19 protein-coding genes are annotated in these 22481 nt (G+C 67.7%); 10 read left to right on the top strand and 9 right to left on the bottom strand.

Annotation, left to right across the window (positions count from 1 at the left end; genetic code table 11):
• Positions 1-67 precede the first annotated feature (67 nt).
• The gene (gene hemQ, locus Pla175_RS16460) at positions 68-898 is read right to left on the bottom strand and encodes a hydrogen peroxide-dependent heme synthase (protein WP_145287458.1); all 831 of its coding nucleotides are present in this window, start codon (positions 896-898) and stop codon (positions 68-70) included.
• Positions 899-985: 87 nt separating this feature from the next.
• Positions 986-1921 carry an RsmB/NOP family class I SAM-dependent RNA methyltransferase gene (locus Pla175_RS16455; protein ID WP_145287455.1) on the bottom strand — a complete coding sequence of 312 codons (936 nt, stop codon included), beginning with the start codon at positions 1919-1921 and terminating at the stop codon, positions 986-988.
• A gap of 220 nt (positions 1922-2141) precedes the next feature.
• Between Pla175_RS16455 and Pla175_RS16450 the strand changes: the two genes are divergently transcribed.
• Positions 2142-3560, top strand: coding sequence for a POT family MFS transporter (locus Pla175_RS16450; RefSeq protein WP_145287453.1), 1419 nt, complete (start codon positions 2142-2144; stop codon positions 3558-3560).
• Positions 3561-3752: 192 nt separating this feature from the next.
• On the opposite strand, the gene Pla175_RS16445 is transcribed toward Pla175_RS16450, so the two are convergent.
• From Pla175_RS16445 to Pla175_RS16435, 3 genes are all read right to left on the bottom strand, one after another.
• Positions 3753-5090: a tRNA modification GTPase gene (locus tag Pla175_RS16445; protein ID WP_145287448.1), complete on the bottom strand. Its 1338-nt coding sequence runs from the start codon at positions 5088-5090 to the stop codon at positions 3753-3755.
• A 201-nt stretch (positions 5091-5291) separates the two neighbouring features.
• Positions 5292-7646: a membrane protein insertase YidC gene (gene yidC, locus Pla175_RS16440; RefSeq protein ID WP_145287444.1), complete on the bottom strand. Its 2355-nt coding sequence runs from the start codon at positions 7644-7646 to the stop codon at positions 5292-5294.
• 106 nt (positions 7647-7752) lie between these two features.
• Complete coding sequence (locus tag Pla175_RS16435; RefSeq protein ID WP_145287441.1) at positions 7753-8505, bottom strand: metallophosphoesterase family protein; 753 nt, start codon at positions 8503-8505, stop codon at positions 7753-7755.
• Between the two features lie 107 nt (positions 8506-8612).
• On the opposite strand from Pla175_RS16435, the gene tsaB reads away from it, so the two are divergent.
• Complete coding sequence (tsaB, locus tag Pla175_RS16430) at positions 8613-9389, top strand: tRNA (adenosine(37)-N6)-threonylcarbamoyltransferase complex dimerization subunit type 1 TsaB (protein ID WP_197526913.1); 777 nt, start codon at positions 8613-8615, stop codon at positions 9387-9389.
• Here the strand turns inward: tsaB and Pla175_RS16425 are convergent.
• From Pla175_RS16425 to Pla175_RS16410, 4 genes are all read right to left on the bottom strand, one after another.
• Positions 9386-10666, bottom strand: a complete 1281-nt coding sequence (locus tag Pla175_RS16425) for a metal ABC transporter permease (RefSeq protein ID WP_145287433.1) — start codon at positions 10664-10666, stop codon at positions 9386-9388. The two genes, tsaB and Pla175_RS16425, sit on opposite strands and share 4 nt — an antisense overlap.
• A complete protein-coding gene (locus Pla175_RS16420; RefSeq protein ID WP_145287430.1) occupies positions 10659-12011 on the bottom strand; it encodes a metal ABC transporter permease in 1353 nt (450 codons plus the stop codon). Before Pla175_RS16420 ends, Pla175_RS16425 begins: the two co-directional genes overlap by 8 nt.
• Before the next feature lie 185 nt (positions 12012-12196).
• Positions 12197-12988, bottom strand: a complete 792-nt coding sequence (locus Pla175_RS16415; RefSeq protein ID WP_145287396.1) for a metal ABC transporter ATP-binding protein — start codon at positions 12986-12988, stop codon at positions 12197-12199.
• Entirely contained in the window at positions 12985-14001 is a 1017-nt protein-coding gene (locus Pla175_RS16410) for a metal ABC transporter solute-binding protein, Zn/Mn family (protein ID WP_197526912.1), read from the bottom strand. The genes Pla175_RS16415 and Pla175_RS16410 overlap by 4 nt, the downstream gene beginning before the upstream one ends.
• A gap of 301 nt (positions 14002-14302) precedes the next feature.
• On the opposite strand from Pla175_RS16410, the gene Pla175_RS16405 reads away from it, so the two are divergent.
• The 8 genes from Pla175_RS16405 to lipA all read left to right on the top strand — a co-directional run bounded on the left by Pla175_RS16405 (position 14303) and on the right by lipA (position 22455).
• Positions 14303-14857: a GNAT family N-acetyltransferase gene (locus Pla175_RS16405; protein ID WP_145287389.1), complete on the top strand. Its 555-nt coding sequence runs from the start codon at positions 14303-14305 to the stop codon at positions 14855-14857.
• A 184-nt stretch (positions 14858-15041) separates the two neighbouring features.
• Entirely contained in the window at positions 15042-16286 is a 1245-nt protein-coding gene (locus Pla175_RS16400; protein WP_231953939.1) for a M16 family metallopeptidase, read from the top strand.
• Positions 16273-17514: a M16 family metallopeptidase gene (locus tag Pla175_RS16395; RefSeq protein ID WP_145287386.1), complete on the top strand. Its 1242-nt coding sequence runs from the start codon at positions 16273-16275 to the stop codon at positions 17512-17514. Before Pla175_RS16400 ends, Pla175_RS16395 begins: the two co-directional genes overlap by 14 nt.
• Positions 17511-17987, top strand: coding sequence for a CbiX/SirB N-terminal domain-containing protein (locus tag Pla175_RS16390; protein WP_145287383.1), 477 nt, complete (start codon positions 17511-17513; stop codon positions 17985-17987). Before Pla175_RS16395 ends, Pla175_RS16390 begins: the two co-directional genes overlap by 4 nt.
• Before the next feature lie 114 nt (positions 17988-18101).
• Positions 18102-19118 carry a hypothetical protein gene (locus Pla175_RS16385; protein ID WP_145287379.1) on the top strand — a complete coding sequence of 339 codons (1017 nt, stop codon included), beginning with the start codon at positions 18102-18104 and terminating at the stop codon, positions 19116-19118.
• Positions 19119-19471: 353 nt separating this feature from the next.
• Complete coding sequence (locus Pla175_RS16380; RefSeq protein WP_145287375.1) at positions 19472-20101, top strand: hypothetical protein; 630 nt, start codon at positions 19472-19474, stop codon at positions 20099-20101.
• A gap of 213 nt (positions 20102-20314) precedes the next feature.
• On the top strand, positions 20315-21253 hold the full coding sequence (gene cysK / locus Pla175_RS16375) for a cysteine synthase A (RefSeq protein ID WP_145287371.1): 939 nt from the start codon (positions 20315-20317) through the stop codon (positions 21251-21253).
• Between the two features lie 254 nt (positions 21254-21507).
• Positions 21508-22455, top strand: a complete 948-nt coding sequence (gene lipA / locus Pla175_RS16370; RefSeq protein ID WP_145287368.1) for a lipoyl synthase — start codon at positions 21508-21510, stop codon at positions 22453-22455.
• The last annotated feature ends 26 nt before the right edge of the window (positions 22456-22481 follow it).

Below are 22481 nucleotides of genomic sequence, written 5' to 3'. Positions count from 1 at the left end.
GAGTGACACGCACGCAACAGCCACAAAGGGCGCCGTTGGCGTGCGGGGGTCGATCGTCAATCGCGCATTAGGACAAGACTCGGCAGTGCTCTAGGATCTCTTGCGGCGTCGCGACGTAGCCCACGTAAAACGACCCAAACTGGGCGTACCGGGCGCTGGCTTCGTCGAAACGCATCTGGTAGACGATGTCTTTCAGGTACTCTGGGTTGCCTGCCCACAGTGTAACTCCCCATTCCCAATCGTCAAAACCTAATGCAACAGTAATTAATTGGCTGACACGCCCGGCGAAGGCCATCCCGCTGCGGGCGTGCTCCCCCATCAGCTTGCCCCGCTCCTCTTTGGAGAGCGTAAACCAGTTCGCCGCGGGGTGCCGGGCCTTGTTCATGGGGTAGAAACAGGTCGCCTTGTACGGCGGGAATTCCGGCGTAAGTCGTTGCCTGTTCATCCCTTCCAGCCGGTCGCCATAGGCCTTCACCTTGGCCTGGTGGGCGGGGCTCTCGGGGGGGTCTCCTTCCTGGGCCAACCGCTGGGCGTACTGCTCCACCGTCGGAACGTATTCGCTGATCTCGGTTACCGATACAAACGAATATGCGGGTTGCAGCACCCCGCCAGCCGGGCCAGACATCAGCCGCTGGTGGACCGCGTCGATTTTCAGCGGGTCGGGGTCCATCATCATCACGCCGAAATCGGCCTTCTGGCCGCTGATGATCGTGGTTTGTAGCCGGGTTGGCGCCCACGCGGACTGGGGGTCGAGCGTCTCGCGCAACACCGCTGCGATGGTCGAGCGCTGCTCCGCAGAACGCTGCGCCAGCGCCCCACGATCGAAGCGGTAGTACAGGTGGCTGCAGTGCCAGCCGCCGCCGGCGGGGGCGAGCGATGGTTCTTGATCGGCAGACATAGTTTCTCGGATTGGGCGGGCTCATGCAGGTCGTAGGCCGCGGCGGGCAAGCGCTGCGGGCGCCGTGGCCGGCCTACGGCAATCGGCCTAGTCTATCACACGCAGCAAGGCCAAAAAGAACCCGGTCATCTTGTCCGTCGGCAGCACACGCGCCGTGTGGGCGAGCTCGGCCGGCAGCTCTTTCCCCCGCCAGTGCGTCAGCCCGGGCGCCTGATTGGCGATCGGCAGAGCGATGGGCTCCAATCCGACCTTCCCCTTCAATCGCCGCAGCACGTGGGCGACGACCAGCTCGTTCTCCTCCGGCGCAAACGTGCAGGTGCAGTACAGCACCCGGCCCCCGGGCCGTGTGGCGTCGATCGCCGACCGCAACAGCGCCTTCTGCTTGCGGGCCGATTCCGCGATCTTCTTCTCGCTCCAGTAGCCCAGAGCATCGCTCTGGCGTAGGTCGACCCGCGTCTCGCTCGAGCAGGGGGCGTCCAGCAGCACCGCGTCAAAACGCCCCGGCGTCTTGCGTCCCACGTCGCGCCCATCGGCCTGGAACAGCCGCACCAGGCCCTCGGCGCCGCAACGCGCCAGGTTGTCCTTCAGCTTGAAGAACCGGCCCCGGACGGCCTCCACGGCGGCCAGGTAGCCCTCGCCCCGCAGGGCGGCGGCCAGGTGGAGCGTCTTGCCGCCGGGGGCGGCGCAGAGGTCGAGCACTTCTTCTCCCGGCTGCACGCCCAGGGCCAGCGGCGCGAGCATGCTCGAGAGCGACTGCACGTAGACCGCGCCGCAATCCACCAGCGGCGAGTGCGTGATGGCCGTGCGGGACTCGGGGGGCGCCGTGGCGGCTTGTGCGTGCCACGGTGTCCGCTCAACGCCGGGGACCTGCTGCGAGATCGACGCCAACGACTCTTCCGGTTCTCCCCGCAGCGGATTCCCCCACAGCCCCACACGGCGGTCGGCGCCCATGCACGCGATCGCGGCCGCGGCGAGGGGCCCAAGCACCTCTTCAAGCCGGCGCAAGAACAAAGTCTGCTGCATATCTCAAAAAACCCACAGGCGACCGGTCGGCGTCAGCCGCCGGAGTGCGTAACCGCAACCACAGCCACCCAAACTACCTCATGAGCGGCGCTCCGGCGCGGGTCGCTCCGGCAACTGACGCCGACCGGTCGCCTAGTTGTCCTGACCTGAGGCTCGGGTGTTGGTACACTCCCCTCATCCCGCCAAGGCGCCGGCGCCACCCACCCCACACGAACGGCCGATGAGCGACTCTCCGTACGACCCGCCGCAAACGGAGCCCGCTGCCGCACCGACGGGCGGCTACCGCACCACGCCCGACGACACCGCGGGGATCCCGCCGGGCATTCCGTACATTATTGGCAACGAGGCGGCCGAGCGGTTCAGCTTCTACGGCATGCGGGCCATCCTCTACGTCTTCATGACGGAGTATCTGCTCCGATCGGATGGATCGTCCGGGGCGCTCGACGAAACCACCGCGAACATCTGGTACCACAACTTTGTGACGGCCGCATATTTTTTCCCTGTGATGGGGGCGCTGCTGAGCGATTGGCTGCTCGGAAAATACCGCACCATCATCTTGTTGTCGCTGGTGTATTGCGTGGGTCACGCAGCGATGGCGATGGTCGATTTTCCTAGCCAGACCGGTATTTCACCCAAAACGATGCTGGTGATGGCGCTGACGCTCATCGCCGTGGGGACCGGCGGGATCAAGCCGTGCGTCTCTGCCCATGTGGGAGACCAGTTTGGCCCACGCAACAAGGGGCTGATGGCGCGTGTGTTCACGTGGTTCTACTTTTCGATCAATTTTGGGTCGGCGATCTCGACCCTGTTGACGCCCAAGCTGCTGGAATGGTACGGCCCCGGGGTGGCGTTTGGCGTTCCCGGCGTGTTGATGTTCATGGCGACGGTGCTCTTCTGGTCGGGGAGAAACCGCTTCGTCCACGTCCCGCCGACCGGGAATCGGCTGTTTGCAGAGATCGTGAGCCGCGATGGGCTCCGCGCCATTGCGAACCTGACGCCACTCTTCATCCTCATCGCGGTGTTCTGGTCGCTCTTTGATCAGACTTCCTCAACCTGGGTCGAGCAGGCCAAGCACATGGACCGCAGCGTGTTCGGCCTGGAGCTCAACCCGTCGCAGAACCAGGCGACCAACCCGATACTGATCCTCTTGCTGATCCCCGTGTTTGGCCTGGTGATCTACCCACAACTCGGCAGGCTTGTCACGCTGACGCCGCTGCGGAAGATCGGCATCGGGCTGTTTTTGACGGTCCCTTCGTTCGTCATCCCCGCCTACGTGCAGCGCTGGATCGACGCGGGCGAAACGCCCCACATCGGCTGGCAGATCCTTGCCTACCTGGTGATCACGGCCGCCGAGATCATGGTCTCGATTACTGCGCTGGAGTTCTCCTACACCCAGGCGCCCCGCACGCTTAAGTCGTTCATCATGGGGCTGTTCTTGCTGTCGGTAGCGTTGGGCAACAAGTTCACCGCTTTCGTGAACGAAGTGATCCAGTCTCAGCGGGCAGCCGGGGTCGAGATCCTTGAGGGCGAGAACTACTACTGGTTCTTTGCTGCGGCGATGCTGGGGACCGCGGTGCTGTACGTCCTCTGGAGCCAGTTCTACCGCGGCCAGACTTACATCCAGGGAGAGGGGGATTAAGCTTTCAGCTTTCAGCAGTCCCCCAATAGCTGCGGGGCTCCGCCCCGCAGGGACCCACGATCGATGCATTGCTCTTTGGATGCTTTGACCCATTTTGAGCGCTATTTCCCCCGCTCCGCGGGGGTGTAGCCCCGCGGCTAATTGCAGATTCGTGAAGCGCCCTCGTCGTGCGACTGGGCGCTGTGCGTCCGCTCACTTCCCGATGCAGAACTTGCTGAACACCCGGTCCAGCACGTCGTCGGTCACTACCACGCCGGTCACCCGACCGAGCGCGTCGAGCGCGGCGCGTAGCTCTGCCGCGGTCAACTCATCGGCCCCGGTCGCGGCGAGGGCCAGGGCGGCGGAGAGCGAGGTTTGCGCCTCTTGGAGCGACTCGCGGCAACGGATCAGCGGCTGGTCCTCGTCGCGATCGACCCGTCGCAGCCGCTCAACGACCCCCTCGACCAGCTCAGCGAGCCCCGCGCCGGTATGGGCGCTGGTGGCGATGGCGCCGGCGATTGACGGGCGCGCGTCGCACTTCGTCGCAATGGCTAGATGAGGGGCAGGCGCCTCGGGTATCGGTTCTTCGGCGTAGCAGTAGAGGATGAGGTCGGCCTCGTCTCGCTCGGTTTGGGCGAGCCTTTGAGCCACCGCGTCGATCTCTCCCAGCGGCGTCCGGGTCCGTCCCGCGGAGTCGACCAGCTCCCACCGCAGGCCCCCGGCGTTGAGCGGCACGACCACCGCGTCGCGCGTGGTGCCGGCCTGGTCGGACACCAGGGCGGGGGACCACCCGCCGGGCGACTCGGCGTAGCGTTCGGCCAGGGCGTTCAGCAGGCTGCTCTTGCCCGCGTTGGGCGGGCCGGTCAGCAGCACGCGGGGCAGGCCCGCCTGCTCGCCGCGGCGGGCGAGCTGCTCGCCTAGCGCCGCGACCTGTTGCTGCGCCGCGGTGAGGCGGGCGGCGAGCTCCGCGGGCTCGATGAACCTGACGTCTTCTTCTTCGACAAAGTCGAGGCCCGCTTCTAGCTCGGCCAGCAGCATCAGCAGCGTCTCACGCAGCTCGGCCAGCGGGTGCGACAAACCCCCGGCCAGCCGCACCAGCGCGGCCCGCAGGCCGGCGTCGCCGCGGGCGTCGATCACCCCCAGCACCGCTTCGGCCTGCACCAGGTCGATCCGACCGGCCAGCACGGCCCGCAGCGTAAACTCGCCCGGCTGGGCCGTCCGCGCGCCCGCGGCGATCAGCCGCTCGACCACCGCGGCCAACAGCGGCGGCGACCCCGGCAGGTGGAGCTCTACCGACGGCTGGCCGGTGTAGCTGCGCGCGTCGGGCCACACCATCGCGTCGACCAGCAGCGGCGTTGCGAGCCCCTGGATGGGGAGCCGCAGCGCCTCAACCAAGCGGGCGGACGACACCCGTGTGACGCGGTCGGGCGACTCAACGCAGCGGGCGACACAGCCAATGGCCTCGGGCCCGCTGACCCGCACAACACCCCGCAACGCGCCGCCGGGGGGGCTGGCGATGGCGACGATCGTGTCGCGCTGGTCTGGGAGCATAGCGGTTGCTCAGACGCTTGTTTGACCACGGATTTCACGGAAGACGGACGATAGCCACGAAGAGGCACAAAATGCACAAAGAACCGAAGGGCTAGGTTCTTGAGCTGTCGATACGCCACGTTTCCTTTTTGTGCTTTTTCGCGCCTTTTCGTGGCCAACGTCTATCCGTGAAATCCGTGCTATCCGTGGTCAAGCCAATCTCTATCGCCGTTTCTTCTTTTTGGCGTTCCGCGCGGCGCCGGACGAGCCGTTGCGGTTTGGCGAGACGCTGGTGGGCTTGCTCATGACCGGGGCAGCGTCGGCCGGGAGCGCCGGTTTGGGTAGCAGTTTGCGTTCGGCGATGCCCCACAGGCTCGACGCGATGAAGTACAGGCACAGGCCGCTGGGGACTTTGAAGAACATCAGGCCGAAAAAGACCATCATGTACTTCATCATCTTCTGCTGCATCGCTGCCTGCTCGTTGGCGGCCGGCGGCATGAACATCTTCTGCTGCAGCAGGAACAGGCAGATCGTGAGGATCGGCAGCAGGTTGAAGTAGGGCCCCAGGGCGAAGATCCCTTGGCCGTTCTGGAACCAGCGCGGCACCATCGCCGACCAGTCGTAGAACATGTCCGGCGCGGCCAGGTTCGAGCAGAAGCGGATCGACTCGGTGAACAGCGGCGCCTGACGCAGCTCAACATCCACCGCCAGCGCGCGGTACAGCCCGAGGAAGATCGGGAGCTGGATGAACATGGGGAGGCAGCCCCCCATGGGGTTGTACTTGTGCTTGCGGAACAGCTCCTGCTGGGCCTTGGCCCGCTTGTCCATGTCTGTCTTGTACTTCTCCGCGATGCGGTCCATCTCTGGCTTGAGCGTCTGCATCAGCACCATGTTCTGCGCCTGCTTGCGGCTCAGCGGGAACATGATGCCGCGGACCAGCACGGTGAGCATGATGATCGCAACGCCGTAGTTGCCCACCACGGAGTTGAACACGTGCAGGATGGCCAGCATCACCTTCGCCACGGGGCCGAACCAGCCGTACTGGAGGATGCCCTGCAGGTTGTAGGCGGGCTGGTCGGCGGCGTAGTACTTGGCCAGCAGGTCGGGCCGCTTGGGGCCCGCGAAGACCTTGAAGCCCTCGCTGAGGGTGTCTCCCTCGGCCCCGGCGGCGGCCAGCTCGACCGGTTCGTGCACCAGCGAGATGGTGGGGTTGTTCCAGGTGGCGGCCGGCTTGTTCCAGCCGTCCTTGGGGCCGGCTTCCAGCAGCGGCGTGGCGAGCACCGGCTCGACCTTGTCGAACCAGACCTGCTCCAGCGTCTCCTTCTCGGGCAGCATCACTACGGCGAAGTACTGGGCGTCGACCCCGGCGAACGCTACCGGGGCGCCCTCCATGACCTCGCCGTCCCCCTCGGCGATGCTGCTGGCGCGTTGCTGCACCACCTGATTGCCGGCGAGCCTAGCCACCACATCGCGGATGCCGTACTGGCCCCACCCCTGGCCGATCTTGTTGCTGAACCACCACCCCTCGATCGGCAGCCCGTTGGGCCCTTCGAGCCGGTAGGCGACCTTTTGCGGCGCGTCGAGGAGGTTGCGGACCTCGACCCCCAGCACAAAGTGGTAGGCGGGGGTGAGCGGGTCGCTGCGCTGGGCCTCGGGGACCTCGACCAGCGTGAATCGCTTGACGACATCGAGCCCCAGCTTCGCCAGCCGCATGGTGAACGTCACGGAGGCGTCGGTCGTGGATTCCACCTTCCACGCTTCGCGCGTGAGCTGGCGGTTCGCGGCCCGGATGGCGGTGCTGTCGGTCCCGCGGTCGCCGACGCTCTCCAGACGCAGCAAGAACGAAGGGGTGGGCCGGAAGTCGGCCGGGGGTTTGTCTGCAAAGAGCAGGATGTTCTCCAGCTCGGGCCGGATCACGTCCAGCGGCCGGCGTTCGAGCTTGACCTCGAGCTGCTTGTCGGCGTCGCCCCGCCGGACGCCGACCTTGAGCGTGTCGCCCGGCTTGGTCTCGGCGAGCGCCTTGGCCACGGCCTGGGGTGAATCGACCGTCTTGCCGGCGACGGACGCCAGCGTGTCGCCGACCTCGATCCCCGCCAGCGCCGCGGGGGTGCCGGCGCCGACCTGCCGGACGGTCATCGTTTCGCTCAGCTCGAGCGAACCGAGGTAGCCGGCCCGGTCATGAAGATCGCGGTACTGTTCGGAGGAGAGCTCGATCCGCTCGATGGCGCCGCCGATGTTGTTGGCCGACACCAGCATCCGGTAGGGGCCGTCCGAGGCCAGCGAGCCGAAGGTGACGCGGGCCGGATCGACCGCGGGCTGGTCTTCTACCAGCGGGGCCTCGGCGTCTGGTTTGTCGGGGTCGGCCGCTTCGCCGTCTGCGGCGTCGGAGCCTTCTTCATCCAGCTCGTCGTCCTGCCGGGCCACGGCGTCGGCGGCCGGCTTGTCCTTGGGTTCGACGGGGGGCTTGGGCGCCATCGACTGCGACCACAGCATCACCACCGCGGCGCTAAGCAGCACAAAAGTAAGCAGCCGCTGGTCGAAGGGTTGCTCCTTCGACTGGGGAGAAATCCGCGTCATGCGAGTCGTGGCGGTAGAGGGTGGCGCGGTGGTGCGCTTATTGGGGGCGCGGATTGGGGAGGGCGCCGAGGGGCGGTCGCGATGGCCCGGGCGGGGCCGCCGAGGGTTAGCGTCCCTGCTTGATGCGGTCGCCGAGGAAGTCGTCGAGGTCGGGGATTCCGTAGATCTTGTTGGCGGTCACGCCGCGGTCGTAGTCGACGCGGTGGAAGGTGATCTTGTCGTCTTCCTGCACCACGTAGCACGAGCGGGGGTCGCCGTCGCGCGGCTGGCCTACCGAGCCGACGTTCACCATGAACTTTTCCGGGGTGATCTTGTAGACGTAACCCATCTCGTCGGGCGAGGTGAAGTTGCGGCTCTCGGTGAAGACGCCCGGCACGTGGGTGTGGCCTTGGAAGCAGCCGTGCGGCACCAGGCTGAACAGCTTCTCCATCTTCTTCTGGTTGTAGATGTCTTCGGGGAAGACGTACTCGTTCACCGGGTTGCGGGGCGAGCCGTGCACGTACAGCCAGTCGGCGTCGCGGTGGATGCGGGGCAGCCCGCCCAGGAAGTCCCACCGGCGGTCGATGTCGTCGCGGTTGCCGCGGGAGTTCTCTAGCTGGTCGCGGGTCCAGAAGATGGCCCGCTCGGCGCCAGAATTGAAGCCCTCAGGGTCGAACAAGGCCCCTTGGTCGTGGTTCCCCAGCAGGCTTACACTGGTGTGCTTGATGACGCGATCGAGGCATTCGCACGGGTTGGGGCCGTAGCCGATCACGTCTCCCAGGCAGAAGATCTCCGTGACCCCTTGGTCGCGGATGTGTTCGAGGACCGATTCCAACGCCTCTAGATTGGCGTGGATGTCGCTGATGATCGCACGTTTCAAGTTCGGCACGCCTCGAATGGCCCGACGCTTCGTTTAACACCGCATGGTCTTGTCTGGTCGCCCGGGTTCGACACTCGACCTCCGGCAACTGTAGCCGACGGCTCGCCTTGGGGACGCCGAAAGAACCCCTAAACCTAGGACGCACGGAGATTTCGGTCAACCCGCAGCCCCCGCAACCCGGTCTGCCCGGGTACGTCTTTGCGCTCGAAACCTCGGGTCGTTTCGGTTCGCTCGCGCTGCTCGAGCCGCGGGCCGGGTCGGTTACGACGGTCGCAGAGGTCGCACTGCCGCGGGACCGCCGCACCGCACAGACCCTGCCGGCGAGCGTTCAAGCCCTGCTGGCGGAGGCCCGGATCACCGCGGGGGGGCTCGCCGATGGGGCCATCGGCTTGGTGGCGGTGGCCGTGGGGCCGGGGTCGTTCACCGGCCTGCGGATCGGCGTCACCGCGGCCAAGATGCTGGCCTACGTGGCGGGGGCGCCGGTGGTGGGGGTGAACACCCTCGACGCCCTGGCCTGCCAGGCCGGCTTCGGGGCCGGGCCGGTGTGGGGGGTGCTGGACGCCCAGCGCGGAGAGTGGTTCGCGAGCCGCTACCCCAGCGACGGGCCGCCGGACGAAGGGGACCGTGTCCGCATCCTCTCCGACGCCGCCCTGGCGGGCCTCGTTCGGCCCGGCGACCGCGTGGCGGGCACGCCGCTGGCGAGGCTTACTGGCCAGATGCCTTCGGGGGTCGAGCTGATCGAGTCGGAGCCGCTGGCCGCCACCATCGGCCAGCTAGGCTGGTCGCTGGCCGCAAAGGGAGAGTCGACCGACGCGTTCGCGCTGGCGCCAAAGTACTACCGCAAGAGCGCCGCAGAAGAAGTCGCCGACGCAGCGGCGCGTTAGTCGCCGGCGCCGCTGTCTTTTGGGATCTCACGACCGTGGGGGTCCGTAGCGGCCGCGCCCAGTGAGGCTTCGATCTCTTGCCGCAGGCCGTGGTCGAGGAAGTGCTCCATCGCGTGGGCCGGCTCGTGCACGTGGTCGGCGGGCAGCCCGACCTCTCCCACCAGGTAGCTCTCCCACAGCCGGTGGGCGCGGACGATCCGCCCGGCCCGTTCTCGGCCCGAGGGGGTCAGGGCGTACCCGCCGGCGGATCGGGCGATGCTCTGCTGACTCACCAGCCGCCAGCGGACGAAGCGGTCGATCCAGTCGAGCGCGTGCGGGGCGCCCTCGGGGCCGGGGTGCTCTTCGTCCCGGTACAGCCGGGTCAGCAGGTCGTCTCCACGCACCCGGGCGGCGAGGCTCATGCTGGCGACCAGCTTGGCGATCACCCCGCGGCGCGGCGCAGCCAGCGCCACAAAGGCGTAGACGCCCCCGGCGGCCAGCGCCATCGATCCCGCGGGCGAGGCCCGCCACGCCAGCGACAGGGCGTACCCCGCGGCGGTGCTGAGGGCCGACAGCAGCACCGCGATCCCCAGCACGCGCGTGGCGCGGTTCGAAAGGAACTGCGCCGTGGCGGCCGGGATAATCAGCATCGCCACCACCAGCACCGAGCCGACTGTTTGGAACGACACCGCCGCGGCCAACGACACGACCCCCATCAGGGCGTAGTTCAGCAGGCCGGCGCCCACCCCCATGCTGCTGGCCAGCACCGGGTCGAACGACGTGATCATCAGTTCCTTCCAGAACAAGCCGATTAGCAGCGCTACCCCCAATGCCAGCGGCACGCTGGTCAACAGCGCCGTCGGCATCCCCTGCAGCGGGCCGGAGTGCACGGTGTCGAGCGCCGCGGACAGCAGCGACCCCTCGTAGACGCAGGCGATATCAAAGTGAACGCCGCTGATGTAGCGTTTGATCAGCAGCACGCCCAGCGCGAACAGCGAGGTAAACACCACCCCCAGCCCGGCGTCGGCGATGGCGCCGCCGCGTCGCTCGGCCAGCTCGGTCAGCAGCGTCGCGGTCAGCCCGGCGCCGACGGCGCCAAGCAGCATAAAGCCGCTGCCGAGGCTGCCGCTCAATAGGAACGCCACCGCCAGCCCGGGCAGCACGGCGTGCGAGAGGGCGTCCCCCACCATGCTCTTGCGGCGCAGCACCAGGAACGTGCCGACGAGCGCGCAGCAGACGTTGGTGGCCAGCGCCAGCATCACGGCGCGTGTGTCGAAGCTGTTCCATCCCTCAAGCATCGCCCGCCTCGAGTGCGTGGGGAGAAGTAGGGACACGCAGGTTGTCGGGCGAGTCGGGCAGCTTCCCTTCGGCCGCCAGGGCCCGCTCTAGGCCCGCTACCAGTTCGGCCGGCAGCAGGTGTTCGAGGTCGTCTGCGTCGCGGTGCACGTGGTCCGCGGCGATGTCCGCGTGCTCCAGCAGGTACAGCTCCCATAGCCGGTGCTTGCGCGTCACGTCGGCCGCCGCGGCCAGGCCGGCGGGGGTCAACTGCACCCTGCCGGGGCTGGTGGAGCGGATCCAGTCCCGCGCCATCGCGTCTCGCACGACCAGGCGTTCGAGCATGCCCGACTCGGGGAGCGACTCGGTGGCCTGCGAAAGCACGACGTCCGGGGTCGCGGGCAGGTTCGGCTCGACGAGCTCAAACAGGCTGCGCAGCAGGTGGTCGGAGCCCATCCGCAGCCGCAGCCGGGCCATCCGCACGGCACGCACCACCGCCCCGCGGCGCGGCGCGAACAGCATCGACGCCAAGAACACCAAGCCCCCCAGCAGCACGATCACCGGTCCCGGGGGCGGGGGAGAACCGTGGTCGCCACGCAGCACCGTGCCCAGCAGCCCCGTGGCGCTGCCGGCCAGCGACGCCAGGACGATGCCGACCGCCCCAACGGCCGCGCCGATCAGCCCGGCCAGCGCCACGAGCGCGCCGAAACGCCCGGTCCAGAACCGCGCCGCCGCGGCGGGGTAAATCAGCATGCCGGCCGTGAGCACGACGCCGCAGATGGGCAGCGCCACCACGGTCACCAGCGCCACCAGCCCCATCACCCCCCAGTCGAGCCACAGCAGCGGCAGCCCCAGCGTGCGGCCAAACCCCTCGTCAAAGAGCCATGTCTTCACTTCTTTGTGCAGCAGCACGGTAACCGCGACGACGCAGACCAGCAGCACGGCCAGCACGTCGACATCCCGACGCGTCAGTGCGGCGATCTCGCCGAACAGGTACTGGTTGAGCCCCGCTTGCTCGCCGGAGGGGTTCCGCTGGATGATCGACAGCAGCACCACGCCGGCGCCGAAGAAGGTGCTCAGCACGATCGCGAGCGCCGCGTCCTCGCCGGTGCGGGTGAAGCGGCGGATCTGGGCCACCAGCCCCACCCCCAGCAGCCCGGTGGCCAGCGCGCCCAGCGTGAGCGCCGGGGCGCTGCGCGTGCCCACCACCAAGAAGCCCAGGCAGATGCCCGGCAGCGCCGCGTGGGCCAGCATGTCGCCCACCAGCGCCCGCCGCCGCAGCACCGCAAGCGCGCCAACAATCCCCGCCGAGGCGCCCAGCAAGCCGGCGCCGACGAGCAGCTTCGAGACGATGGGGTCGAGGATCACGGTCGAACTATCTTGGTGCTAGACGGACGGACGATCTTGGCCACGACGAGGCACAAAAAAGCACAAGAACGAAGGCAGGATTGCAAATTGAAAATTGACGCAAGCAATCCTCAAGGTGAAAACTGTACTCCGTCCGTCTTTGTGCTTTTTTGTGCCTTTTCGTGGCAATCTTCCTCGCTGCTTCTTCAGGCGCCTTCCCCGCGGCGGACCGCTTCGGCGGCTTGTTCGAGGATGGTTAGCCGGCCGCCGTAGGTGCGTTGCAGGTTGTCGTTGGTGAACGTTGTGGCGACCGGCCCGGCCGCCACGAGGCGGAGGTTGAGCAGCACGACGTCGTCGAAGTACTTGCGCACCGTCTGCAGGTCGTGGTGGACCACGAACACCGTCTTGCCCGCCGAGCGGAGCTGTTTGAGCTGGGCAAAGATCGTCTGCTCGGTAGCGGCGTCGACCCCGGCAAAGGGCTCGTCCATGAAGTACACCGACGCGTCTTGCACGAGCGCCCGCGCCAGGAACACGCGCTGCTGCTGCCCCCCGGAGAGCTCGCTGATCTGCCGCGTTTCGAGCCCCGCAAGGCCGACGTCCGCCAGCGCCTGCTCGGCCAGTTGGCGTTCTTTCTTCCCGGGACGGCGGAACCAGCCGAGCCGGCCGTAGGAGCCCATCAGCACCACGTCGCGGGCGTTCACCGGGAAATCCCAGTCCACCGACTCACGCTGCGGCACGTAGCCCACCAGCCGGCGCTGCTGGCGGAACGGCTTGCCGTAGATCTCGACCCGGCCGCTGGCGAGCGGCGCCAGGCCCAAGATGGCCTTAATGAGGGTGGTCTTGCCGGCGCCGTTGGGGCCGATAATGCCGACCAGCCGGCCCGGCGCCGTCTCAAAGTCGATGTTCCACAGCACGGGGCGGCGGTGGTACGCAACGGTCAGGTCGTGGACCTCGAGGGCCGCGACGCCGCCGCCGTTGGCCTGGGGCGAATCGCTCATGGCGCGTCGGCGCCCTCCTCCGGCTCCGATGGTTCGCCGCCCCTCAGGCCGTCGACCATCGCCGCGACGTTCGCTCGGATCATGCCGACGTAGGTGTCGGCGCCGTCGGCCGGTCGCCCCAGCGCGTCTGCGTACAGTTCTTCTCCGATACGCACCGTGTGCCCACGCGCCTCGCAGGGTTCGACCAGCGCTTCCATGATCTTGGGCGCAACGGCCGACTCGACGAACACACAGGGGACGTCGCGGTCGACCAGCGTATTGACGACCTCGTTCATCCGCGCCAGGTCGACTTGGTCTTCGGTGCTAATCCCTTTGAGGCCCAGCGACTCCATGCCGTACGTCTTGCTGAAGTAGCCGAACGCGTCGTGAGCGGTCACCAGCACGCGACGCTTCGGTGGGATCGAGGCGATTTTCTCGCGCACCTCGGCGTCCAGGGCGTCGAGCTGTGCGGCGTAGTCGGCTGCGTTCTTGCGGTAGTCGGCGGCGCGTTCCGGATCGAACTCTGCTAGGTCTTCGCCCACCTGACGCACACAATCGGCCCACAACGCGGCGTCGTGCCACACGTGGGGGTCGGGGAATCCGTAGAACCCCTCGACCTGCCGCAGCCGAGGATCGTTTTCTTCTACCAGCCGATCGGTGACGGCGAACACGGCGCGTCGCGCGGCCAGCCCCTCCAGCACGTCGGCCAGCCGGCCTTCGAGGTGCAGGCCGTTGTAGAAGACGACGTCCGCGTTCTCCAAGCGGACCATGTCGTCCCGCTCTTGGCTGTAGAGGTGGGGGTCGACCCCGGGCCCCATCAGGGTAGTGACCTCGCCGTGCTGGCCGGCCACGTGCCGGACGGCGTCTCCCACCGGCCCCGTGGTGGCGACGATCTGCAGCGGCGGTTCGCCCTGGAACCGCGTCGCCCGGGGGCCGGGCTGGCCCCCCCCGCAGCCGACGCCGGCGCTCACTGCGACGCCAAGGGCCAGCAGAATGCGTGCATTTGAGCAAACGGCCACGATTTTTTGACTCATCAAAAAATCTTCGCTGCAACGCATCTGGCTGTCAACCCGTGTCGATCCCATCCCCACCCAGGACCCAGCCCCCACAACTAGCCAACGGGCTCCGCCCCGTCGCCGAACTTGAATCCCGGTCCCCCCGCAGAGACGAACCACAGGAATCAATCGATCCCTACCCGGCGACGGGGCGGAGCCCGTCGGTTATTGGGCATCGTTTGGGGGCGGTTTCTGATCCGCGCCGGTTTGTTTGACCCCCCATGAACCGGGGGGTAGATTCTAAATACCCTTTGGCGCCGCTGGTTTCCGGGATCGGTCGATGAGCCTGAAGTATTTCAAGCGGTACCGGATGGAGATCGATCTGCACGAGCCGATCGCGGCGCCGCGTCTCCGGCGCGGGTACCGTCTGGTCCCCTGGAACAAGCACGCGCTGGCCGGCCACGCCGAGGCGACCTTCGCCAGCTTTCAGGGCGAGATCGACGCGTCGCTGTTCGACTGCTTGGCGGACCGCGCCTCGGCCCACCGCCTGATGGAGGCCGTCTTTGGCCGCGTAGGATTCTTGCCGGACGCGACCTGGCTGGCGGTGTACGAGGGGGCGCCCCACAAGCCCGAGGTGTGCGGCGCCATCCAAGGGGTCCGTAGTTCTCCCAGCTTCGGCGCCATCCAGAACGTGGGGGTCACCCCGTTTCACCGTGGCAGGGGGGTCGGGGCGGCGCTGGTGGCCGCGGCGCTGCGCGGCATGCAGCTTGCCGGACTCCCCAACGCCTACCTTGAGGTCACCGGCGCTAACAAGGGCGCCATCCGGCTGTACCACAAGCTGGGGTTCCGGATGACCGGCACGCTCTACCGCGCCGTTGAGCGGGCGCTGGTTTGACTTGCGGCTTGCAGGCCGCGGCCGTAGGCTGTGAGGCTCAATGGCCACGGGTTAGGGTGGCTGGGGTCGTAGGCGCTAGCCGCAGCCCCCAGCGTCACTCCCGGCCGTTCGATCGCGACCGCCTGGGGGCTCCGCTCCGCCTCGACCCGGGCGCCCACCACTGACAAAGGCCAACCGCTCCCCTGTGCCAGCCACGATCTACAGCCATACGTTCCCGAACGGCCTGACGCTCATCGGCGAGCCGGTCGAATCACGCGACTCCGCGGCCTTTAACCTGCTGATCCCGGCGGGTTGCTCGCTCGACCCTGTCGGGAAGTTCGGTCTGGCGAACTTCACCTGCGAGATGACGCTGCGGGGCGCGGGGAGCCGAGACAACCGGGCGCTGGTCGAGGCGCTCGACGGGCTGGGGGTCGAGCGGGGCGAATCGGTCGGCGTCACGCAGACCGTGTTCTCGGCCGCGTGCGTGGCGGAGCAGTTGCACGACGCGCTGGCGGTGTACGCCGACATCGTCCGCCGGCCCCACCTACCGGGCGACCAGCTTGAGGCGGGCCGGCAGGTCTGCCTGCAAGAGGTGCGCGGCATGGAGGACGAGCCGGCGCAGAAGGTGATCGAAGTGGTCCGCCGGCAGCACTACCCCGCGCCGTGGGGCCGGGCCAGCCACGGGAACGTAGAGGGGATCGAGGCCGTGACCGCGGCCGACATCCAGCGGTTCTCTGCCCAGCGTTACCGCCCCGACCACGCCATCCTGGCGGTCGCGGGCCGGTTTGATTGGGACCGGACGCTGGAGCATGTCCAGTCGCTGCTGGGGGACTGGCACGTCGACCCGATGGCCAAAGAGCGAGAAGAAGACCCGCCGCCGCCGATCACGCACATCCCGCTCGATTCGAGCCAGTGCCACCTGGGGCTGGCGTTTAACACCGTTCCCTACAAGCACGCCGACTACTTTCAAGCGTGGGCGGCGGTTGGGGTGCTGTCTGGGGGGTCGAGCTCCCGTCTGTTCACGGAGGTGCGCGAGAAGCGCGGTCTGTGCTACACGGTGAGCGCGTCGCTGCAGTCGCAGGTGGACCGCGCGGCGGTGTTCTGCCACGCCGGCACCAGCGCGGAGCGCGCCCAAGAGACGCTGGACGTCACCTGCCAGGAGCTGGTGCGACTGGCCGAAGGGGTGACCAAAGAAGAGCTTGACCGCCTCAAGGCCCGGGTGAAGAGCTCGCTGATCATGCAGCAAGAATCAACCAGCAGCCGCGCCGCCTCGCTGGCCCGCGACTGGAAGCACCTGGGTCGGGCCCGCAGCCTCGAAGAGGTTGCCGTGGCGTTTGACGCGGTGACCGCCGAATCGATCAACGCGTTCCTCAAGGCGTTGCCGCCGCGAGATTTCACGATCGTCACCCTCGGACCCCAACCGCTGGAGGCGCCCCGTGGAGTTTCGTAAAGAGCGTTTGGACAACGGGCTGGAACTGGTCGCCGAGTGCGACCCGGACGCCCACTCGCTGGCGATGGGCTTCTTCGTACGCGCCGGTTCGCGCGACGAGACCGACGATGTCGCCGGGGTGAGCCACTTCTTGGAGCACATGCTGTTCAAGGGGACCGAGCGCCGCAGCGCAGACGACGTGAACCGCGAGTTCGACGAGATCGGCGCCCACTACAACGCCTTCACCAGCGAAGAGAGCACCGTCTACTACGCGTCGGTGCTGCCCGAGCACCAGACCTCCTGCATCGACCTCTTGGCGGACATCATGCGGCCGAGCCTGCGGGTGGACGACTTCGACATGGAGAAGAAGGTCATCCAGGAAGAGATCCAGATGTATCTCGACCAGCCCCCGTACGGCATGGACGACCGCGTGAAGCAACTGGCCTTCGGCGGTCACGCGATCACCCGCAGCGTGCTGGGCACCGACGCCAGCATCGCCGCGCTCTCGCGCGACCAGATGGCCCAGTACTTTGCCCAGCGCTACGCCCCCAGCAACCTGTACGTCGCCGCCGCGGGCCGACTTGATTTTGAGCAATTGGTGGACGACCTGAACCAGCGCTGCGGCGCCTGGACCGGCCCGAGCGTGCAGCGCCAGATCGAGAAGCTGTCGGGCCGCACCGGGTTCGAGGCGGTCACGCAGCCCTCGGCGACGCAGCAGTACGTGCTCCGGCTGGGCGCCGCGCCGGACGCCGAAGACGCAGACCGCTTCGCGGCGAAGCTGTTGACGACCATCGTCGGCGACGACTCCGGCAGCCGGTTCTACTGGGAGTTTATCGACCCGGGGATCGCCGAGTCCGCCAGCCTGGGCCACTACGAGTACCAGGGGCTGGGGATGTACTACGCCTGGCTCAGCGCGATGCCCGAAGACGCCGAGGAGATCCTCGAGCGCATCGAGAAGGTGCTGCAACAGGTAGACGCCCAGGGGGTGACGGCCGACGAGCTCAAGCTGGCCAAGGCCAAGCTCCGCTCGCGCGTGGTGCTGGGGAGCGAACGCCCCCGCAGCCGGATGTTCAGCGTCGGCGGCAACTGGGGACACCGCCGCGAGTACCGCGCGGTGCGGGACGACCTACGCTCGATCGACGCCCTCACGCCGGACGACATCGCCCGCGTGCTGGGGCGGTTCCCGCTGGCAAAGTCCGCGACGCTTACCGTCGGACCCCGTGACGACATCGCCACGCCGCGCGTATGAACGCCCCGCGAGAGACGCTTAAGGCGCGGGTCGGTGCGGACGAGTCGGTCGGCATCATCGTGGTCGACCACGGCTCACGCCGTGACGCCAGCAATGCGCTGTTGCTGGAGGTCGCCGAGCTCTTCCGCCGGCAGAGCGGCATGGAGATCGTTGAGCCGGCCCACATGGAGCTGGCGGAGCCGTCGATCGCCACGGCCTTCGACCGCTGTGTGGAGCGCGGCGCCAAGCGGGTGGTGGTGATGCCCTACTTCCTCGGCCCCGGCCGGCACTGGGACCAGGACATCCCGGCCCTGTCGGCCAAGGCGGCCGCGCGGCACCCGGGCGTGAGCCATCTCGTCACCGCGCCGCTGGGGATCGACCCGCTGATCGCGGCCGTGATGGAAGACCGCATCGCGGTCTGCCTGACCAACGCAGCGGGCGCGGAGGCTGCTTGCAACGCTTGCGGCGACGGCGGGCGTTGTCGCGGATCGTAGAGCAAGCGGGGAGGGCGCCCTCGTGCGGGCGGTTTCCGCTGGAGCCCCCGTGCCGGTTGTGCCGATGGTGACGACAACGCACCGTCACACCGCACCGCCAGGGAGGCAAGAGCCATGCGCTCCTTCCACGTCTTCGCCATCCTTACCTGCCTCGCCACGCCCGCTTGGGGGGCCGCGCCGTTCGTTCCCGGCGCGGGGACCTGGCTCGAGAACTGCTCGGACGATTTCGAGAGCGAGAACTGGTCTTACCGCACCAACCTGCCCAAGAGCAGCTACGAACAAGACGAGTACCAACGCGCCCCGGGCGGCTACAGCAACAACGGCCTGTGGCACGAGGGCGCCAAGCGCGGCACGCCCGATAGCGTGAAACGCATCGCCACCCCGCCCGACGGCATCCCCGGCAGCACCGGGGCGCTCTACATGGCGACGCGCTACTCCGGCATCCCGGGACGCCTCAGCGGCGAGCAGCAGCAGGACGACCTGTTGATGAAGTTCGACCGCCGCCTGGGCCGCTCGATCCCCGTCTCGTGGCAGCCCAGCTGCACGGTGCGTGTGTACCTGCCGCCGTTTGAGCAGTGGGAGCAGCGCTCTGGGAGCTCCTTCGGCGTCCGCTGCGACTGCCGAGGCAAGACCCCCGACGGCGAGTACGAGCCCTACTGGCCCGGCATGTTCATTGTGTTCAAGAGCAAGAACTCGAAGCGGAACGAGGTCGACTCCGCCTACATCACCGTCCGCTCCAACTCGCGCGGCCAGGACATGAAGGGCCCCGAGATCACCGAGCCCGGCTGGTGGACCTTCGGCATGAGCTTCACCAGCGACGGCCAGATCCACTACTACGCCAGCCCCGGCGTCGACGACCTCACGGCCGACGACTACCTCGCCTCGAACTTCGCCTACAGCTACCGCTGCGAGACGATGAACAACTTCTTCTTCAACGTCGCCAACTGGGACAACGGCCGGAGCTGGTCGACCCCGTGGGTGATCGACGACCCGAAGATCTTCGTCAACCCGCCGCAGGGCGCCAACGTCGCCCAGCTCTACCGCAACAGCAAGTACCGCCCCAACACCGGCGTTGCTTCGCAGCCACGCACCAACGCCTCGGCCAGCCGCCAGACGCGGTCGCAGCGCTAAACGAGGGCCCCTCGCGGAGGCGCCCAGACGCAGGGGAGGGTCTATGCTGTCCCCCCGCGACTGGGTGCCTCTGCGAGCTGGCTGTATGTGTCAAGGTGATGGCGCTGTGGTCCGATTGATGTCTGTCGTCGGGCTTCGCGACTGGCCCAGTTCTTTTTATGAGTGTTCGTAAGTTGTTTCAATAAAACGGCTTACTTCATTTCGCAAACTTCTTTGCGGCCATTGGCGCCGAACGCGCATTCTCTCCCTGCGTCACCAGAACCGTCGGGCGGTGGCGCCCGGCACGCGGTTCTGTCAGGCCCGTCACGGGCGCGCTAACTGCGGGGCGGCACTGCCGCCCAGGGAGAATCCTGATGTTCAAGCAATCCATGCTTACTGTCGCTGCGTTGGCCCTCGTTTCGGCCGGTTCGGCGCGTGCGGACCATCACCACCACGCCTACCGCCCGGCGAGCCCCACCGACGCCCTCCGCCAGCAGGTGGGCGTGCTGGAGTTCCAGGCCTCGCGGCTGCTGGTGGATTGTGCCGACCGACACATCATCCTCGGCGAACTGGGGCAACTGCGTGACGACCTCAACCGCCTGGACGCCGGGCTGGCTGCGGGGGTCCGCACCCGGCGGCAGCTCGAGCGGCTGGCCGACCTGGCCCACCACATCGACGAGCACGCCTGTGTGATCGAAGAGAAGATCGGCGCCGCCGTCGCTTGGCTCGAGCGTCGCCAGCCGCAGCGGCGCGTCGTGGCCTACTCCCGGCCGGTGGTCGTCCAGCGGGTCGGCTTCGGGCAGCCCGGATTCGCGGTGAGCCTGAGCGGCAGCCGTGGGGCGATCGCACTTGGCCAGCCGGCGTTCGTCGGCGCTCCGCTGCGGCGCCACAGCGTGGGCTACGCCCCGGCGCCCCAGGGGGTCGACCACGAGTTGTGCGCCCTCCGCGACGGCGTCGCCCGGCTCCACGTGCTGGCCATCGAGCTGCACCGCCAGTTCCACTAACGCCCCCGCTCACCCACCGCCCGCGAGCAGCCTCGGCCGAAACGTTCGGCCGAGGCTTTTTTCGTTCCGCGACGAAGCCGTATGAGCCCGCCAGGCCCGAAGGACTTTCGGATTTTCCTTGGCTTCTTCGCGCCTTGGCGACAGACCTTGTTCCTGGGAGGGCTTTGCCGATAATCGCTGGCAGACTCATCCACTCGATCGAGGGCGCCCGCCATGCCGCGTAACCGAACCTACGACAACGCCGCCACCTGCATCGGCGACACGCCGATGATCCGCATCAATCGGCTCGTGCCGCAGGGGCACGCGACGGTCTTCGCGAAGTGCGAGTTCTTTCAGCCCCTGAACAGCGTGAAGGACCGCATCGGCGCCGCGATGATCGAGGCGGGCGAGCGCGACGGCCACATCAAGGCAGACACAATGATCGTCGAGCCGACCAGCGGCAACACGGGCATCGCGCTCGCGTTCGTCTGCGCCGCCAAGGGGTACAAGCTCACGCTCACCATGCCGGAGTCGATGTCGCTCGAGCGACGCGCGCTGCTGCGGGCGATGGGCGCCGAGCTGGTGCTGACCCCGGCCGCCGAAGGAATGAAGGGCGCCATCGGCCGCGCCACGGAGATGGCCAGCCAGCCGGGCCACTGGATGCCGCAGCAGTTCGAGAACCCGGCCAACCCGGCGATCCACGAGGCGACCACCGGCCCGGAGATCTGGGAGGATTCGGGGGGCGACATCGACGTGATCGTCTCGGGCGTCGGCACCGGCGGCACGATCACCGGCGCGGCCCGCTACCTGAAGAAGCAGAACCCGAACTTCCTGGCGATCGCGGTCGAGCCCGATTCGTCGCCGGTCATCTCCGGCGGCAGCCCCGGGCCGCACAAGATCCAAGGGATCGGCGCCGGGTTCATCCCCAAGAACCTGGACATGAGTATCGTCGACGAGACGGTGCTGGTGAGTAACGAGGAGGCCTTCCTATGGGCCCGCCGGCTCGCCAAGGAAGAAGGCATCATGGCCGGCATCAGCAGCGGCGCCAACATGTGCGCCGCCGCCAAGGTAGCGGCCCGCCCCGAGATGCGGGGCAAGCGGATCGTCACCATCATGTGCAGCCTCGGCGAACGCTACCTGTCGACCCCGCTCTTCGAGGGGCTAACGGGCTAGCGACGGACGGTCTAACCACGAAGGGACACCAAGAAAGGAAGGAGCAGGACGGAAGAATAGGACGCAGATTGCCGCGGATTCAGCGGATTAAGAACGGATTGTGGAAGCGGCGACGCGGATCTGTAGAATCCCGTCAATCTGCGATCATCGGCGTCCTATTCTTCCGCCCGTCCTGTGTGTTCCTTAGTGTCCTACGTGGTTGGCCGTCCGTCCATCGGATTGTCAGTCGGCCGGTTGGTTCGTAGCATGCCTACGTGGAAAACCTCGCCCCCAATAAGCCCACCCGTCCCCGCCTGCCCGAGTGGCTGCGGCGGGATTTGCCCGCCAACAGCGCGCTAGCGATCTACAACAAGACCGCCGGCGCGGTCGAGACCGGCGCGCTGCACACCGTGTGCGAAGAGGCCCGCTGCCCCAACCTGCACGACTGCTGGGGGCGGGGGACCGCCACCTTCATGGTCGCCGGCAAGGAGTGCACCCGCGGCTGCCGGTTCTGCTCGGTCCAAACGCTCAAAGCGCCCGAGCCCCCCGAGGCCCAGGAGCCCGAGCGGCTCGCCGACGCGGTCCAGCGGATGGGGCTCGACTTTGTGGTGATCACTGTCGTCAACCGCGATGATCTTCTCGACGGCGGGGCCGGGCACTACCGCGCGTGCGTCGACGCCATCCACCGCCGGCTGCCCATGGTCGGCATCGAGCTGCTGGGGAGCGACTTGGCCGGCGACTTCGCGGCGCTGGCGGCGCTGCTCGACGGCGCCCCGCTGCAGGTGTACGCCCACAACGTCGAGTGCGTGCCGCGGCTCGACCGCCACGTCCGCGACCCGCGGGCCTCGTTCGACCTGAGCCTGCGGATGCTGGCCGAAGCGGGTCGGCTCCGCCCCGACCTGCTGACCAAGAGCAGCATCATGGTCGGCTTGGGCGAAACAGACGACGAGGTGATCGACGCGATGCGCCTGCTCCGCGGCGCGGGGGTCAGCCTGCTGACCCTGGGCCAATACCTGGCCCCGGGCCGCCCCGGCGAGCGGTTCGTGCCGGTCGAGCGCTACGTCCACCCCGACACGTTCGCCCAGTGGACCGAGGCGGCCTACGACCTCGGCTTCGGCGGCGTCGCCGCGGGCCCGCTGGTGCGTAGCTCGTTCCGCGCCGGCGAACTGGTTGCCGCCGCCCGCAGCGGCGAGCGTGTCTCGTTTGGCGCCGAGAAAGGTTGAACCACGAAGGACATGAAGGAACACAA

It is taken from the genome of Pirellulimonas nuda (assembly GCF_007750855.1).
Taxonomy (GTDB): domain Bacteria; phylum Planctomycetota; class Planctomycetia; order Pirellulales; family Lacipirellulaceae; genus Pirellulimonas; species Pirellulimonas nuda.
The sequence above is the reverse complement of the archived record's forward strand: the minus strand, read 5'-3'. Positions and strand labels throughout refer to the sequence as shown.